Genomic DNA, 16,312 nt, shown 5'->3' with positions numbered 1-16,312 from the left:
GTCAATGGTCACAAATTCAGGGTGCCAGACTTCGCAGTATCAACGCCGACAGATGGACCGGGGCCGTCGACACGATGTCGAGGTTGTATTGCAATTGCACCGGGTTGATGTACGGACGCATGACCAGATGAATGGCCTGAACGGCCTCATCCAGAGGTGTCTTGCGCTCGAACTCTCCGGACTCCCTGCCCTCAAGAACGATTTGCTGGATGAGCTGGCGAATACGTTCGTCGTGCGCGGCAGCAGAAGGCCACTGATCACGGCCTGCGACAGCGGCTATGTCATACAGCTTCCGGTCGTGAAAAAACAGATCGCTACCCGCCTCCACAAGCGAGCGGAACAGGCGCCGCAGCCTCTCGGAGGCTGTTGGCGCGTCGCTGATGGCCGAGTTCACCAGCGCCATGATCATCGCCAGCCGGTTCGAGCAGATCACTTCGCCGATAGCTTGCTTGGAGTCAAAGAACTTGTAGATGTAGGCCTTGGAAAAACCAATGGCCTTGGCCAGATCGGAGACCGTGGTTTTCTCATAGCCGTAGTGGCCGAAATGCTGTGTTGCCGCTTCGACAACCTGATCGCGAACGCTGTGGTCGGAGGGACCACGTGTTGGCGATGTCTTGATTTGATTAGTCATGTTTCCAGCTTAGCTATGTGAACACTCATTGACAACAAGTGACCGAATCGTAATATAGTCACGACCTGATCATCTCAAGGAATTTCCATGCGCACGCTTTGTACTTATGTACTGGTCATGAGCACCGGCCTGCTGTCGGGCTGCGCCGTGGGTCCGGATTACCAGCGCCCGGATGCGCCCCTGCCTGACCGCTATCTGACTCAACCACGTGGCGCTGCGAATATTACCGCGCATCCGCTTGTCAGTGCCGCGTGGTGGGACGGTTTTGATGATCCGTTACTGAGCAGCTTCGTGTCACGCGCACTGGCGCAGAACCTCGATCTCGCTCAAGCCAGCGCGCAACTGGCTCAGGCACGCGCCGGAGCAGATGCGGCAACCGCCGCCCTGCTCCCGTCGGGCAACATCGATGCACAGACGGCGCGGGCTCATCAATCGGTAGAGACTCCACTCGGCCAGGTGCTGAACTCGGCACCTGGCTACGATCGTTATGGCAATGCCTATGAAGCCAATCTGACCGCAAGCTGGGAGCTGGACGTTTTTGGCGGTTTGAAACGCAGTCGACAGGCTGCGCTGGCTGAATATCAAGCTTCGCAGGCAGGTGTCGCGGCTGCCAGGCTCGCTGTGGCAGCCCGGACCGCCGATACCTACATTAACATCCGTGGTCTGCAAGCCAGGCTGGCGATCACGAACCGACAACTTAAAACCCGGCAAGACCTTCTGGAAAAAGTCCAGCTCCTCCATGAGCGTGGTCTGTCCCCTGACTATGAAGTTCGTCAGATCGAAGCTGAGCTTCTACAGGTGCAGGCAACAGTGCCGATTCTGCAAACCGGTCTCGACGCTGCAATGAATGCGCTTGACGTGATGCTGGGCGTACCGCCTGGCACTCATCGGGGCTCCCTGGCTGAAAGGGGTCGAATCCCACACGCACCCGAGCTGGCGTCGACAGGAACGCCAGCCGATCTCCTCCGTCGCAGACCTGATCTGATCGTGGCCGAGCGGCGCCTCGCCGCGTCGAACGCGCGTATCGGCGTGGCGATCAGCGAGTATTATCCCAAACTCTCACTCAGCGCATTGCTGGGCAGCGCCACAGCCGTGTCGAGCGGCAATCTGTTTACCGGTGGTGCCAGTCAGTCAGCAGGTATTTTGGGGCTTCGCTGGAGGCTTTTTGATTTCGGCCGGGTGAACGCCCGGATCAGTCAAGCCAAAGGACAAGAGGCAGAGGCTCTGGCGGCTTATCGACAGTCAGTTTTGCGCGCCACTGAGGACGTTGAAAACGCTTTTTCTTCGTTGGCCAGTCGCGAAATTCAAGCTGCAATGCTGGGTAAAGGCGAAACTGCACTTGCTTCAGCCCGGCAATCGTCATTCGCAAGCTATAGCAAAGGTGCCGCCAGCTTGATCGAGGTGCTGCGCGCCGACGAGAAAATGCTGCAGGTCGCTGACGCCAAGGCGCAGGCCCAGGTCGAATCCGCGCAGGCGGCGGTCGCCGTATTCAAAGCGCTGGGTGGTGGTTGGCAAATGCCTCCCACCACTTCATCTGACGAGAAGATGCATACGCTGTAGGCGCCACCAACGAATGCATCCTTTCAGATCAGGCTTACTCAGCGATAACGTTCAAGCCAGTGAGCGTAAGGTGCAGGCAAGGTCCAGGCCGATTTTTCGACGCCCAGCTCCTTCGCCGCGAAGTAGGCCCAGTGGGGATCGGCCAGATGTGCACGGCCAATCGAGACCAGATCGAGCTGGCCTGACTTGACCGCCTCTTCAGCCAGCTTCGGCTCGCCAAAACCCCAGGCGCTGGTTACTGGAATATCCGCTTCACGGCGCACACGCTCGGCAACCGGCCCCATGAACGCAGGCCCCCATGGAATGTTGGCATCCGGGGTGCTGAAACCGACGCTGACGCTCAACAGATCCAGCCCGCCAGCCTTGAAGCGGCGCGCCAGTTCGATCGATTCTGCAAGCGTCTGCTCATCGCGACCGTCGTATTCGATAACGCCAAAACGCGCGGTGAGCGGCAGGTTCTCAGGCCAGACTTCACGCACTGCAGCCAGGGTTTCCAGCAGGAAACGGCTACGGTTATCGAAGCTGCCGCCGTACTCATCGGTGCGCTGGTTGGAATGCTCGGAGAAGAAGCTCTGCCCCAGATAACCGTGGGCAAAATGCAGCTCGATCCATTCAAAGCCGGCATCGCGGGCGCGACGCGCAGCATCGACGAAGTTCTGGCGAACACGCGCGATGTCGTCCAGGGTCATGGCGCGCGGGACTTTCGGCAGGTTGGAACCGAAGGCAATGGCGGACGGCGCGATGGTGTCCCAGCCGCGCGAATCGGACGCCGCGATATGGTCATCGCCTTCCCATGGACGATTGGCGCTGGCCTTGCGACCGGCGTGAGCAATCTGAATACCCGGCACGCATCCTGCGGCCTTGATGGCTTTGACGACAGGCACGAATGCCTGCGCCTGCTCGTCGTTCCAGATACCGGTGCAACCGGGGGTAATACGCCCTTCCGGCGCAACGGCGGTAGCTTCGACCACCAACAGACCCGCACCACCACGTGCCATGCTGGCCAGATGCACGTGGTGCCAGTCGTTGATAACACCTTCGGTTGCCGAGTACTGGCACATCGGAGGAATGGCGATTCGGTTGCGCAGCGTGACGTCTTTCAGTTTGAAGGGTTCGAACAATGCAGACATTGGAAAGCTCCCGTAGGCCAGATGACTTTTGATTTCAGTTGTTCGATGGTAATCGAACTATGGCAATAAACGGAAGCCTTGATATCATCCCCACCATGCGAACCTTCCAACACCCCGATCCTGAAGACCTCACACTCGAACGCTTACTCTATGCCTTGAGTGATCCCGTTCGCATGGGAATCGTGCGCTGCCTGGCCGGCGTTGCAGAGGCCACCTGCGGCGAACTGGACGGCGGGCGCCCCAAATCCAGCATGTCCCATCACTTCCGCGTGCTGCGCGACGCCGGGCTTGTACAGACGCGCAATGTTGGCACCACGCACATGAACTCGCTTCGCAAACAGATGCTTGATAGCCGTTTCCCGGGTCTGCTGGACAGTATTCTGGCTCAGCATTGACGTAAAAAATCGTCAGCCCTGAGAGAATCCGCGCTGCCATTTCATTGCGTGAATTTCGATGCGCTGCTCGGGATCGTCATCCAGCGCATCAAAGGTTAGGCGCGTTTTTTGAATATGCAAAAAAAACCGGTATCAGCGCTTCGACTAATACCGGGGGTTTCAGCAGGGTGATCCTGCTGACGAGATGCGTCTTCAGACCTTAAAGCCGAAACTTGCCCACTTCCGTCTGCAGACTGGTAGCGAGGTTCTTCAGGCCGCCGCTGGTCTTGAGCAATTCCTGAACCGATATGTTGTTCTGTTCAGCCATTTGCGCGGAGCGCTCGACGCTACGTGCGACATCCTGGCTCGCTGCGGTTTGCTCACGCAGCGCGAAGGATATCTGGTCGACCACTTGCAGAACCTTGCCCGAACTGTCGCGAATCTCGATGATCGCTTGACCGGCGGTGCCCGCCATTTCGACGCCTTCGTTCACTTCCTGAACGCCGCTACGCATGCTCTCGACGGTTTCCCGTACACCCGCCTGAATTTTCTCGATCATCCCGGCGATTTCCTTGGTGGACTTGCCGGTGTTCTGCGCCAGCAGGCGCACTTCGTCGGCAACCACTGCGAAGCCACGGCCTTGTTCACCGGCACGAGCAGCTTCGATGGCAGCGTTGAGGGCCAGCAGGTTGGTCTGGTCGGCAATGCCCTGAATCACGCTGACGATCGATGAAATGTGCTCGGAGTGCTGACCCAGGCCTGCGACCTGAGTAGAGGAAAGCTGCACGGTCCGGGCGATGCCATTCATGCTGGACAGGGTATTTTCGATGACCTGCGCACCGTCCTTCGACTGTTGCCCTGAACGACTGGCGAGTTCATGCGCCTCGTCGGCGTTTTCGGAAACGTGATGGATGCTGACGGTCAGCTCTTCGATCGTGGCCGCCATCGCCGAGGCGGACGTCGACTGTTCCTGGATAGCACCGGACAGTTGCTCGGACGCACCGGAAATCTGTTGTACGGCAACGACCAGCTGATTGGCAGCCTGGCTGATCTGTTGAATCATCTCGCGCAGGCGATTCTGCATACGATCAAAGGCTTTCGGCAGTTCGTCGTGGCTGCTGGTATCGATCACGGTGTCCAGCTTGCCATTGGCAATTGCCGTTGCGGCATCAATAGCCAGTTGCAAACGCGCCGTGGTACTGCGCCCCAATACAGCGGCAAGGATCATCGCGAGAACAGCCGCGGCCAGGCCGCCGCACATCAGGATCAGGATCGCCAAATGCTTGGCGTCCGTCATGTCCTGGCTACGCTGAACCAGCAACTTCTGCTCGGCACCGCTGATCTCGGCAAGTAAAGCGCGCATGCTGTCCATCTTGGCCTTGTCGGCACCCGAGGTGATGCGTGCATCCAGTTCATCATCAGGCATATTGCGTGCAGTCAGATCGCGGCGCAGGGCGATGATCGGATTGACATCTTCATCAAGCCAGCGTTTCTGGGTGTCACCCAGAGCAGCCAGGCGGCGCTGCTGTTCCGCATTGTCAGCTGTCAGACGCTTGAGCGAATCGAGTTCTTCGATGAAGCGCTTCTCCCCCGCCACCAATGGCTCCAGAAACGCATCCTTTGAAGCAATGACAAAGCCGCGCATCCCGGTTTCGATATTGATCAGCTGTTCAAGAGCAAGTTGCGCTTCACTCAGCACCTGATAGGTATGAACATTGCTGTTAGTTGCCTCTTCGACCTGCTCAAAGCCTCTGTAAGCACTCGCGACCAGAACGGCGATAAATAGGATGATCGCGGCAAAGCTGAAGTAAAGCTTTTGCGAGATACTGAGTTTGCTGAACATGATGTCGATCCTGAACATAGCCGTTCCATGGCTTGCATGATGGGCGCTATCACTCGTAAAAATGGGGATGAACCAACTTTTATGATTGATGTCATTGAGATACTACTCATGTCGCCCGCCAGCTCGGTAACTTTAGTGGTTGCAACTACTCCGAACCTGAATAAAAGCTCTAACCATCCTTAACCCAATGAAACTAAAGGATAAAAATTTTTATTACACGTAGCATTTAACCAGACCGAGCATCCGAAAAAGTCGATAATCTGCATTTTTTGACGTCAACTTTACGACCCTGCCAGTCAGGTGATGTGCTGATTACGACGGGGCAGATGTCGCGGTAGAGTAAGTAAGGCTGAAAAAGTATTACTTTATCTTTCCTTTTCCAGCCGACTGGACGGCTTTTCCAAAGTGTTCTGCAATGCACTCCGACATTCTTGACGGGTACATTTCTGGTTCAAACGGGGGCAGAATTGAAGTGCTGACGCTTCCTTCCCGGCCCCCGCAGGCTGATGCATCCGTGCGGACATCGAGCATTATTGTATCGTGGCTTCCCGCTGTTGAAGGTCAGAACCGGGCGGCATCCCCTGTCCACCCTCACACGCTCCGCTGCACCGTCAGCAACTCCGGACGGTGAGAAAACAGCTGCAGGAACGCCCCGCCCAACGCGCAACCGGCCATGACGAAAAAGCACACGGTATAACCGCTGAGGCTGGTCCAGCCGCCGCCCATGGAAATCAGCGTCCCCATCAACACCGGGGCAACGCCGCCGCCGATGAACATCGCCGTGGTGATGATCCCGTTGGCTGTGGAGGTCGCAGAAGGTTGTGCCGAGTCGGAGGCGACCGCGTAGTAGATGGGCCAGACGGCATTGGCGACCAGGCCGAAAAGCAACTGTACGGCGATAACGATCAGGATGGTGTTGGCGAAGTAAAAGGCCCCGACACTGACCGCCATCCATATGCCACAGATGATCAGGGTGATGCGCCGACCGATGATGTCCGACAGTGAAGGCCAGATCAGTTGCCCGAGGATGCCGGTCAGTGTGAACACCACGCTCATTCCCGCAGACTCGGCCAGCGACAGGTTGAGGATGTTGTACAGGTAGGCCGGCAGGACAATGTTGACGCCCATGTACACCACTTGCGTAAGCAGGGTGTTACCGGCAGTCAGGGCGATATTGCGGTTACTCAGCGTCGCCTTCACCGACTTCCAGACCTGGCCTTTTACATTGGTCGACGGCGTGCTGTCCGGTGGGGTCATGCCTTTGGCAGCGATGTCCACGTACAGTTGGGTGATGCGCTCGGCCGTCGAGTAGCGTGCCCAGAAGATCATCAGTGGCAGTGCTACCACGAAGGCGAAGAAGAACACATAACGCCAGTTCTCCTCTCCGTAGGTGCTGATTACGAAACTGGCGACAATGCCGCTGAGCATCGCGCCGATGGGGTAACCGGTATGGTGCGCGCCCAAGGCAAAACCACGACGTTCTACTGGCCACCACTCGGCCGTGTTGCTGACGCCGACCGGCTCGCCCCAGCCAGCGCCCAGATTCACCCCGACCCGCAGGGCGATGAAACTGGCGAGGCTGCCACTCAATGCCTTGAAGCCCGACAGAAAGGACAGCGCGGTATAACCCAGTACCAACGGCACCTGAAAGCGCGCCCTCTTCCACCCTCCGCCGTAGCGATCACTCCAGATGGAGCCGGGAATATCGAGAACGGCCAGCGCCAGCATGACAACCGTGGCCACCGTGCCCCACTGGTCTGCAGACAGGTCGAAATGCTTGGAAATCGTCGGCCCCAGGCGCAAGACGATCTCGCGGTCATAGGCGTTCAAAATCCAGATCATCCAGCAGACCAGCAACGACACCCACGAAAAACGATGAATCTTGCCCAGCGATGCATTCTTGTTATTTGGCATGGGAAATCTCCAGGCGTGCCACACACGCCCCAGCGAGAAAGGGTCCAGTCGTCCTTAACGTTCAGGTTCGGTCTGTAGAAGGGTCAACTGGCAAAGCGCCGCTCGGCGATGCCTTTCACGCCCAGCCCGGTGATGGCGAACAAGGCACCGCGCTGCTGGCCATCGTCAGGAAAGCGCGGCAACGGCGGCTTGGCCATGGAGGTGACAAACAGTGTGTCCAGATTCGGGCCGCCAAAGGTCAGACTGGTCACTTTTTTCACGGGCATGTCGATGATGCGATCCATCTGGCCGTCGGGGGTGTAACGCACCAGTTTTCCGGCATACACCAGCGCTTGCCACAGACAGCCTTCGGCGTCCACGGTGCAGCCATCCGCCGCGCCTCCCGTTGAGGTATCGACCTTGGCAAAGGTGCGTCTGTTGGCGACTGCGCCGCTGGCGTTGTCGTAATCGTAGGTCCAGATCTCCCCGGACCAGGTGTCGGCGAAATAAAAGGTGTCCCCGCCCGGACTCCAGCAAGGACCGTTGGACACGATAATGCCTTCATCCAGTGTGTGCAGGCTCAGGTCAGGATCGAGGCGATACAGCTTCGCGCTGGCCTGATCTTCCTGCGTGTCCATCGACCCCACAATGAACCGGCCCTGCCGATCGACCTTGCCATCATTGAGCCGATTGTTCGGCAAACCGGGCTCAGGGTCGACGATCAGCTCCAGATCGCCGCTCGGCAGGTCGAGGTTATAGATGCCCGTCTGCAGCGCCACAAGCGCCGCGTCACCGTGCTTGCGCAAGGCCATGGAACCGATTTTCTGGCCGACCTCCCAAGCGCGCAGTTCGCGCCCGTCGTCCGTGCAGCGCAGGACACGGCCGTCGAAGCTATCGATCCAGTACAGGCGCTGTTGCTCGACATCCCAGACCGGGCCTTCGCCCAGCGTAGTCTTCACGTCGACAACGATTTCGATACGCATTTTTCACCTCTGTCTTGTTGTTATTGAGATGACACATTTTTGCGGCGACTAGAAATCAACCTTGTCCTGCCCCTTCAGATCGAGCATTTCACGGGCTTCGTCCGGCGTTGCCACCTGCCCGCCCAGCGCTTCGATCACCGTGCGGATACGCTTGACCTGATCGGCATTGGACGCCGCCAGTTTGCCCGGCCCGTCCCACAGCGAATCCTCCAGACCGACCCGTACATGGCTGCCCATCGACAGGCCCATGGTGCCCAGCGGAATCTGATTGCGACCGGCCCCCAGGATCGACCATTGATAGGCATCGCCAAACAGGCGGTCAGCCGTACGGCGCATGTGCGCCAGGTCTTCAGGGTGCCCGCCGATCCCGCCGCGCAAACCGAATACAGACTGGATGAAAATCGGCGCCTTGAGCAACCCACGCTGCAGGAAGTGTGCTGCGGTATACAGATGGCCGATGTCATAGCATTCAATTTCAAAGCGTGTACGGTTCTCGGCACAGGTATTGAGAATGTGCGCGATGTCGCGGAAGGTGTTGCGGAAAATCCGGTCGTCGCTCTCGGCCAGATAGGGCCGCTCCCAGTCGTGCTTGAATTCGCTGTAGCGATCCAGCATTTCATACAGACCGAAGTTCATTGACCCCATGTTCAACGAGGCCAGTTCCGGCTTGAGCTGCGCCACCGGTTGCAAGCGCTCTTCCACGCCCATGGTCGGCGCGCCGCCCGTGGTGATATTGATCACCACGTCGCTCTTGGCCTTGATCTGCGGCAGGAACTGCCGAAACAGGTCGACATCCTGACTGGGCCTTCCGTCCTGCGGGTCGCGGGCGTGCAAATGAACGATCGAGGCCCCGGCCTCGGCGGCACCGATGGCTGCATCGGCGATTTCCTGCGGCGTGATCGGCAAATGAGGCGACATCGACGGCGTGTGAATTGCACCCGTTACGGCGCAGGTAATGATGACCGGACGTTTTTTGGGCATGAGCATTCTCCATTCTTGTTGTTGGCGAGAAATCTGATGTGGAACATGACTCGGACGAGGTCCGGTCATCGTTGCTATCGGGCGAATCCTCAGAGGTACTCGACGTTGCCATCCACACTGATGGCCTGCCCCGTTACGTTGCGGGCGGCCGGCGAGCATAAAAAGAGCGCCATCGCGGCGACGTCTTCGGCGGTGACCATGCGCTTGAGCGAGATCTTTTTCAGGTACTCCTCGCGCATCTCCTCCTCCGGCACGTTCATTTGTTGCGCACGGGCCCGGATCACTCCATCCATGCGCGGGCCTTCGACGATACCGGGCAGCAAGGCATTGACGCGGATATCACTTTCACCCAACTCGGACGCCAGCGACTTCATCAGCCCGACAATCGCCCACTTGGTCGCGGCATACGGGGTGCGCCAGGCATAGCCCAGGCGACCGGCGACGGAGGCGATATGGATCAGGTGAGCGTTGGGTGAGGCCTTGAGCAACGGCACAGCGTGATGAGCGAAGCGGTACTGCCCGGTGAGATTGATGTCGATGGTGCGCTGCCACTCTTCTTCGCTAATGGCATCGATCCCTGCCGTCGGACCGGCGATCCCGGCGTTGTTGATCAGCACATCAAGACCATCGAAGCGTGCCCGCTGCACCCTGAATACCGCTTCGATCTGCGCCGGATCAGCGACGTCTGCGTGGGTGGCGACGCTGCCTGGATGGCGATCGAGGAATGCCGCAATGGCCGCCTCGCTGACATCGCACACGTGTACCTTTGCCCCCGCTTCCAGGTAAGCCGCCGCCAACACCTCACCAATCCCGGCTGCACCGCCGGAAATCAGGACGCGCAGCCCTGCATAGGGAACCAGCCGATTGAGAACACTCATGCTTTTTTCACTCCCGAGACACGCGACCTGGAGCGGTCGCTCTTTGCGATCAGGCGCGTCAGAGAGTCGGCAGCCTGCATGATGTCGTCGGTGACAGCTGCACGAGCCGCCGCCCCGTCACGCGCCGCCAGAGCCTCGACGATACGGTTGTGTGCTTCCATCGAGCGTTGAAGGTGCGCCCGGTCAGGCGCAACCAGCGCGAAACACGGGCCGATGTGCAGCCAGAAATTCTCCACCGCCGCAACGATCAGCTCAGCCTTGGCCACCGCATAAATGCGTCGGTGAAAGGCAAAGTTGGTCCACAGATAGAGGGCGACATCAACGCTGTCGGCAGCCTTCTGCATCTGCCCGCAAAGCTGGCTGATGTCGGCAAGATCGGCGTCGTTGATCAGAACCACCGCTTTCTCGGCCAACAGACCTTCCAGCGCCACCCGCGCGTCGCGAATCTCGCGCAACCGCTCCGGGGTTATCATGGGCACACGCAGCCGGGCGGTTTCGGTGACTTCGAAGGCGTTCTCGGCGCTAAGACGATTCAACGCCTCGCGCACCGGCATCGGACTGGAACCCAGCGCCTCGGCCAGACCACGGATCGTCAGCTTCTGACCCGGCTGAAAGCGCCCGCTCATCAGTGCTTCACGAATCTGTCGGTAGACCTGGTCCTGGAGGGTATCGCGAGAGACCTGGCGCATGGGCGGCAGGAGGATGGGACGGTCTGTCATGGGGAGTGACTCATATTGGCTTTCTTATGAAGCAAATATGTGATCACAAATAACATATGTCAAATTGTTTTTTTGGAGACCGTGGGTGCCCAGTGGGAGCTCGTGTCGCGGGCCTACGGGTAAAGCGTTGGTGCGGGAGAAGGTTTCAGACGTCAATACTGCGTCTTACATAGATCGTCAGGCCCAAAGCCAAGCGAATAAAAACCTGATATTGATACCGATGATAATCAACGCCGTCAGCAAACCGGGTAAGCGCCAAAGACCAAGCAGTAGAAACAGGAAAGGATTTAAAAGGCTTATCAGAATCAGGACAACCGTGTGGATACCTGAGCTTCCCGAACCAAGCAGGTCCCAGATCAGTATCCCCGCCCATACCACCCAACACGCATACATCGTTATACCGTCAACCCGGTAAAAGGCACGCTTGAAAGCACTTCCCACGGTATCGGAATCGTTGAGCATCAGTGCATCCATACGTAAATTGATTCGCGCGATACGCGATAGTAGCTGAACCGAATCGCAAAGCTCCAATAGCCCTCTCTAACTCAGCCTCAGCGGCGGGGCCACCTCACGCCAATGCGTGAAAAGTGGGAGCGTCAGATCAGCAAGGAAACAGGATTGACTGGGGCCTGACGGCATCACCTATTGATCCATGAGATGGTTTAGGACGGGACTAGTGCTCGGACCTGGATATCTGATGTAGGCAGCAAAGAGGGTGTCAGAAAATGATCACACGGGCCGTTTGTGACATTTTGGAAAAGTTGAAAACCATCGAGAGACAGCGAGTCACTCAAAACTCACGCACATGAAAAAGCCCAATCTTCTCAGATTGGGCTGACTCATTGAAAAATATGGTCGGGACGGAGTGATTCGAACACTCGACCCCTAGCACCCCATCTCCCTTTTCATACTTCTTGAAAGCTTCCAAAATTTTACTCTGGATTTTTCCAAGCGAGTATTTACTTGAGCTCCAGCGGTGTTCTGCTCTAAGTGAGTCCAGTAACGTCCATCAAGAGCCGGCGTTTTTGTGGGGGGAAAAGTAGGGGGAGTCCGTTTCATCGCCAAAATCATCATAAAGAACTCGAGTCGCTGACCGCCAATGATGCCGGCCGGGATCCTCAGGAAGGATGGCAATCAGAGCCGTTCTTTTTCATACCAGTCGAATGAGCAGCAAGACCAAGAGCACGTTCAATACGGCAAGCACACTCAGTCCCGCAAGCACACCGCCAGCGCCCCAGGCCTGCAACAGGTAACCGCCTGCAAGGGGGGTCAAGGCTTGTCCTATGAGCGAAGGCCGAGCCATGCGCCCCATCAGCAAAACATAATGGGTAGGCGACATGAGGGCCAATGGCAGCAGTCCTCGAACGATCGCCCGCAAACCATTACCCGCGCCATAGATCACCAGCCCCAGGGCAGTCATTGCCGGTGCGATGGTCACAATCAGCAGACCAATTGCCACGAATATCACGGAGATCAACGTCGTCCAGATCGGGTGTCGCGTACGCGAAAACACCTGTAAAACACGTGATCCTACCTGGCTCGGCCCCAGCAATGCGCTCAGTCCGACGGCGGCTGCAAGCGAGTAACCCTGCCCCTGCAACAATGAAATCAGCTGGACCGACATCGCCGTCATGATCACTGCACCCAAAGCAAAAATCAGCGTAAGCAACAAGTAGATCCGCCGGTCGATTGAGAAACTTTCGCCACCCGCTACCTGACTTTTTATGAGTGGTCCCGTGCCCCTCGCCAGAACCCAGAGATAAAGTGGCGCCACGACAATGACCAATAACACTCCATAAGCCACGCACGTCGTGCGCCAACCAACGTGTTCGATGACCAGCGCAACCGCGGGCCATGACAGTGTTGTAGCAAAACCGGACACAAGCGTGATGCCCGTAATCGCACTGCCCGCTCGCTCCCCATAGAGAGAGCCTAAAGCGGCGAATAGCGCTTCATACAACCCCAGCGCCATACCGACACCTATTACAGCCCAAGACAAAAAAAACATCGGCAACGAGGTCGAACTGGCCATCAGAAACAACCCGATGGCGACGCCCAGACCGCTACTGGCCAGAATAGGGCGACCGCCATACTGGGCAATAAGCCGGCTGGTCAACGGCGCCAGCATCGCGGAAACCAGAATGCTCAGAGACAGTGCGCCATACACCCATTGGCTGGCCCAGCCGGTTTCTTTCATGATCGAGTCGGCCATGACGGCCATCAGGAAGAACGAGCCTCCCCAGACCAGAACCTGCAGCATCCCCAAAATGAAAATGCCGAATACGCCAGGCAGTCGTGTTTGTTGATTCAAGACAATGTCATCAGTGGTGAGAAAGGCGGATAGAGTGAGTAGCTGAGCAATTACGTTTAAACGAACGATTCACCTGGCCAACGAATCCGTTGGCTCAAAGCATGTGCCCAGCCCAAATCTTACGATTGACCAGGTCGGCAGCAATTTCGATGAAGGCATCCCCGACGAATTTGGCAGCCGGACTGACACGCCTGTCGGCAGGAAAAACCTGAACAAGTTTGCGCATGGGAATAGGGTCAACCAAGGGGGCGGCACTGAGCACACCAGCTTCGATTTGGGCGTAAATTGATGCCAGTGGCAAAGCTGTCAAACCGAAGCCATTACGAACCAGGTCAATCATCGCGCCGAAGGAGTCAGCTTCAACGCTGGTTTTGAGCTTGATGCCGACTTCTCGCGCACAATTATCCAGAATCACGCGAAGACTGTGGCGGGCGCTTGGCAACACCAACTGCTGCTCGGCCAAAGACTCGAATGACACCGGCACATCCAGGCGCAGCTTGGCACTGGCAGGTCCGACCAGCAGCAAGTTTTCCATCATCACCGGCACGATACGCAGCGTATGCAGGGGTTGGGGATCGTAAGAAATCGCCAGTTCCAATTCGCCACGCTGAACCCAATCCAGCAGATAACCGCTGAAGGCCGAGGAAAACCTGACGGCAAGATTCGGATGCGCCTCTTTGATTTTGCGCACTAAAGGAACGGTGACAATTTCCGCTACCGTCGGCGTCGTACCGATGACGACCGTTCCCCGAAAAGAGGTCTTTCCGCCCACCACTGAACTTCGAATGGATTCCATTTCTTCCATGATTCGAGTGGCATGCGCCAGCACCTCGCGACCAGCATCGGTAATCTCCATGCCTCGTCCATGCCGATCAAACAGGTAGGTGCCGAGTTCTTTTTCTAGCATTCGAATTTGTCGGCTGAGTGCCGGTTGTGCGATGTGAAGCCGGTCTGAGGCCTTGCTGAGACTGCCTAGCTCGGCCACATGAATCAAGGTTTTGAGTTGAACGACATCCATTACCAGGCCAGTCAAAGTCGGGCTCGGCGCGAAATGCGTCGAAGTAGTATGAGTGTAAACGCATTAGCGTTTCCTGAAATGCCAAAGGGCCCGCGTCGCATGGGACCTAATGGCTTTATAGCCGGCTGTATCCCCCAGCCCGCAGGGGCTGCAAGACAAGCTATAGAATTTCGGTATATCAGTTAGACCTGGCTGACGGCTTATTACCCTCGTCACTCTGCGGTAGCGTGCAATCAACGTCGACGCCAAGAGCGATCGACTGACTACAAGAATAAGATTCGAGGGCTTGCCGCCATGATTTACTACCTTTCCCGTTACCTGACCGACCCGCCTTATACAGTCAGCGAACAGCTGACCTCTCATATACGCCCCCCCGCTTCATGTGCCTTGGTCGTCGAAGGGTCACAGCACTTGCGTTAAGCACATCAACCCATCGAGCTAGCAACGTCGGACACGCATCAGCGTGGGCCTCGTATCGTCTCGCCTTGAAACAAGGGTGAACAAAATGTCTGCATCAACCAGCGACTCAACACGCCACACTGAAAAGTCCGATCAGATGAAAAGTCCGAATCGTGTCAGAGCCATCATGGGTGCCTGCTCGGGCAATCTGGTGGAGTGGTACGACTTTTTCATTTACGCCTATACCGCCATCTATTTTGCGAGCTCGTTTTTCCCCAAAGGCGACACCACCAGTCAGTTGCTCGCAACCGCCGGCGTCTTCGCCGTCGGCTTTTTCATGCGGCCGCTCGGCGGTTGGATTTTTGGCTGGATTGCTGATACCCGCGGCCGCAAGGTATCGATGATTATCTCGGTGTTCATGATGTGCGCCGGTTCCTTGTTGATTGCCGTCATGCCGACCTATGAAACCATCGGTGTGGCGGCGCCAGTTTTGCTTGTCGTTGCCAGGCTGATTCAGGGTCTGTCAGTCGGCGCGGAGTACGGCACCGGCGCCACCTACATCAGTGAAATCGCGACACCTGGGCGTCGTTGTTTCTATGGATCATTCCAGTACTTCACCATCATCGCAGGCCAACTCCTCGCCCTGATGACCGTGGTCATACTTCAACAAACCCTTACCGGCGAGGAATTGCGGGAATGGGGCTGGAGAATTCCTTTTTTCATCGGCGCCTTTAGTTCTATCGTAGTCGTGCATTTGCGTCGCGCGATGCATGAAACCGCCACAAAAAAAGAAATGAACCGCAAAGATGCCGGCTCGCTACGTGGCATGTTCAAACACAAACGCGCAGTGGCACTGGTGGTCGCGTTTACCATTGGCGGTTCACTTTACTTCTACACCTTCACCACCTACATGCAGAAATTTCTGGTGATCTCTGCGGGGTTTAGTCCGGAAACGGTGAGCTTCATCATGACGGCCGCCCTGGTCGGTTTCATGTTTTGTCAGCCACTCTTTGGTCTGCTCGCCGACCGAATCGGAATCAAGGTCCATATGTTGTTGTTTTCCGGGTTGGCCATGCTACTGGTGATCCCCCTGCTCTATTCACTGCAATCAGTCAGCAGTCCATTTACAGCGTTCCTGCTGGTATTTGGCGGCCTGGCAATCGCGTCGCTCTACACCCCGATTGCCGGTATCGTCAAAGCTGAACTGTTCCCGCCAGCGGTACGTGCATTGGGTGTGGGCTTTCCTTATGCCGTCGGCAACGCGGCATTCGGTGGCACCGCCGAATACGTCGCCTTGTCGCTTCGGTCGCAGGGTATTGAGGAGTATTTCTTCTTCTACGTCGCGGCCGTAGTAACCATCACGTTCATCGCAGCGACGCTAATGCCCAACCTGTCCCGCTATGGTTACATCAGCGGCTCGGGTGAGATCGAAGAACGCACCGGACTGAGGGGCTGCATCAAATCGCAGGCTGCCAGGATCTGAGGCACTGACGATTACCGTGGTTTTTTGAAAGGGCCCATGATGATCCATGGGCCCTTTTAAAATCACTGGATAGCGGATACCGATGCTACTTGTGATGAATGCTCTTGAT

14 protein-coding genes are annotated in these 16,312 nt (G+C 57.1%); 3 read left to right on the top strand and 11 right to left on the bottom strand.

Going from position 1 to position 16,312, the window contains the following annotated elements:
- Nucleotides 1-16: 16 nt before the first annotated feature.
- Nucleotides 17-631: a TetR/AcrR family transcriptional regulator gene (locus KUIN1_RS11495; RefSeq protein WP_003396139.1), complete on the bottom strand. Its 615-nt coding sequence runs from the start codon at nucleotides 629-631 to the stop codon at nucleotides 17-19.
- Nucleotides 632-718: 87 nt separating this feature from the next.
- Between KUIN1_RS11495 and KUIN1_RS11490 the strand changes: the two genes are divergently transcribed.
- Nucleotides 719-2,191: an efflux transporter outer membrane subunit gene (locus KUIN1_RS11490; RefSeq protein WP_024652278.1), complete on the top strand. Its 1,473-nt coding sequence runs from the start codon at nucleotides 719-721 to the stop codon at nucleotides 2,189-2,191.
- Nucleotides 2,192-2,229: 38 nt separating this feature from the next.
- Here the strand turns inward: KUIN1_RS11490 and KUIN1_RS11485 are convergent, their stop codons facing one another.
- Nucleotides 2,230-3,321 (bottom strand): NADH:flavin oxidoreductase/NADH oxidase, encoded by a 1,092-nt coding sequence (locus tag KUIN1_RS11485; protein ID WP_003407349.1) that lies wholly within the window; start codon nucleotides 3,319-3,321, stop codon nucleotides 2,230-2,232.
- 59 nt (nucleotides 3,322-3,380) lie between these two features.
- Between KUIN1_RS11485 and KUIN1_RS11480 the strand changes: the two genes are divergently transcribed.
- Nucleotides 3,381-3,716 carry an ArsR/SmtB family transcription factor gene (locus KUIN1_RS11480; RefSeq protein ID WP_057457145.1) on the top strand — a complete coding sequence of 112 codons (336 nt, stop codon included), beginning with the start codon at nucleotides 3,381-3,383 and terminating at the stop codon, nucleotides 3,714-3,716.
- A gap of 199 nt (nucleotides 3,717-3,915) precedes the next feature.
- Here KUIN1_RS11480 and KUIN1_RS11475 read toward each other — a convergent pair whose 3' ends face one another.
- The 9 genes from KUIN1_RS11475 to KUIN1_RS11435 all read right to left on the bottom strand — a co-directional run bounded on the left by KUIN1_RS11475 (nucleotide 3,916) and on the right by KUIN1_RS11435 (nucleotide 14,321).
- Complete coding sequence (locus tag KUIN1_RS11475; protein WP_024638479.1) at nucleotides 3,916-5,538, bottom strand: methyl-accepting chemotaxis protein; 1,623 nt, start codon at nucleotides 5,536-5,538, stop codon at nucleotides 3,916-3,918.
- Between the two features lie 591 nt (nucleotides 5,539-6,129).
- Nucleotides 6,130-7,452: an MFS transporter gene (locus KUIN1_RS11470; RefSeq protein WP_011267487.1), complete on the bottom strand. Its 1,323-nt coding sequence runs from the start codon at nucleotides 7,450-7,452 to the stop codon at nucleotides 6,130-6,132.
- A gap of 83 nt (nucleotides 7,453-7,535) precedes the next feature.
- A complete protein-coding gene (locus KUIN1_RS11465; protein ID WP_024652275.1) occupies nucleotides 7,536-8,414 on the bottom strand; it encodes an SMP-30/gluconolactonase/LRE family protein in 879 nt (292 codons plus the stop codon).
- A gap of 48 nt (nucleotides 8,415-8,462) precedes the next feature.
- Nucleotides 8,463-9,395, bottom strand: coding sequence for a 3-keto-5-aminohexanoate cleavage protein (locus tag KUIN1_RS11460; RefSeq protein WP_003407360.1), 933 nt, complete (start codon nucleotides 9,393-9,395; stop codon nucleotides 8,463-8,465).
- Between the two features lie 89 nt (nucleotides 9,396-9,484).
- Nucleotides 9,485-10,273, bottom strand: coding sequence for an SDR family oxidoreductase (locus tag KUIN1_RS11455; protein ID WP_011267485.1), 789 nt, complete (start codon nucleotides 10,271-10,273; stop codon nucleotides 9,485-9,487).
- On the bottom strand, nucleotides 10,270-10,992 hold the full coding sequence (locus tag KUIN1_RS11450) for a GntR family transcriptional regulator (protein ID WP_024652274.1): 723 nt from the start codon (nucleotides 10,990-10,992) through the stop codon (nucleotides 10,270-10,272). Before KUIN1_RS11450 ends, KUIN1_RS11455 begins: the two co-directional genes overlap by 4 nt.
- A gap of 177 nt (nucleotides 10,993-11,169) precedes the next feature.
- Nucleotides 11,170-11,454, bottom strand: coding sequence for a hypothetical protein (locus KUIN1_RS11445; protein ID WP_024652273.1), 285 nt, complete (start codon nucleotides 11,452-11,454; stop codon nucleotides 11,170-11,172).
- 688 nt (nucleotides 11,455-12,142) lie between these two features.
- Complete coding sequence (locus KUIN1_RS11440; RefSeq protein WP_011267482.1) at nucleotides 12,143-13,252, bottom strand: MFS transporter; 1,110 nt, start codon at nucleotides 13,250-13,252, stop codon at nucleotides 12,143-12,145.
- A 145-nt stretch (nucleotides 13,253-13,397) separates the two neighbouring features.
- Nucleotides 13,398-14,321 (bottom strand): LysR family transcriptional regulator, encoded by a 924-nt coding sequence (locus KUIN1_RS11435; RefSeq protein WP_011267481.1) that lies wholly within the window; start codon nucleotides 14,319-14,321, stop codon nucleotides 13,398-13,400.
- A 505-nt stretch (nucleotides 14,322-14,826) separates the two neighbouring features.
- On the opposite strand from KUIN1_RS11435, the gene KUIN1_RS11430 reads away from it, so the two are divergent.
- Nucleotides 14,827-16,203 (top strand): MFS family transporter, encoded by a 1,377-nt coding sequence (locus KUIN1_RS11430; protein ID WP_152091988.1) that lies wholly within the window; start codon nucleotides 14,827-14,829, stop codon nucleotides 16,201-16,203.
- The last annotated feature ends 109 nt before the right edge of the window (nucleotides 16,204-16,312 follow it).

This window comes from Pseudomonas sp. KUIN-1, from assembly GCF_009176725.1.
Taxonomy (GTDB): Bacteria; Pseudomonadota; Gammaproteobacteria; order Pseudomonadales; family Pseudomonadaceae; genus Aquipseudomonas; species Aquipseudomonas fragariae.
The sequence above is the reverse complement of the archived record's forward strand: the minus strand, read 5'-3'. Positions and strand labels throughout refer to the sequence as shown.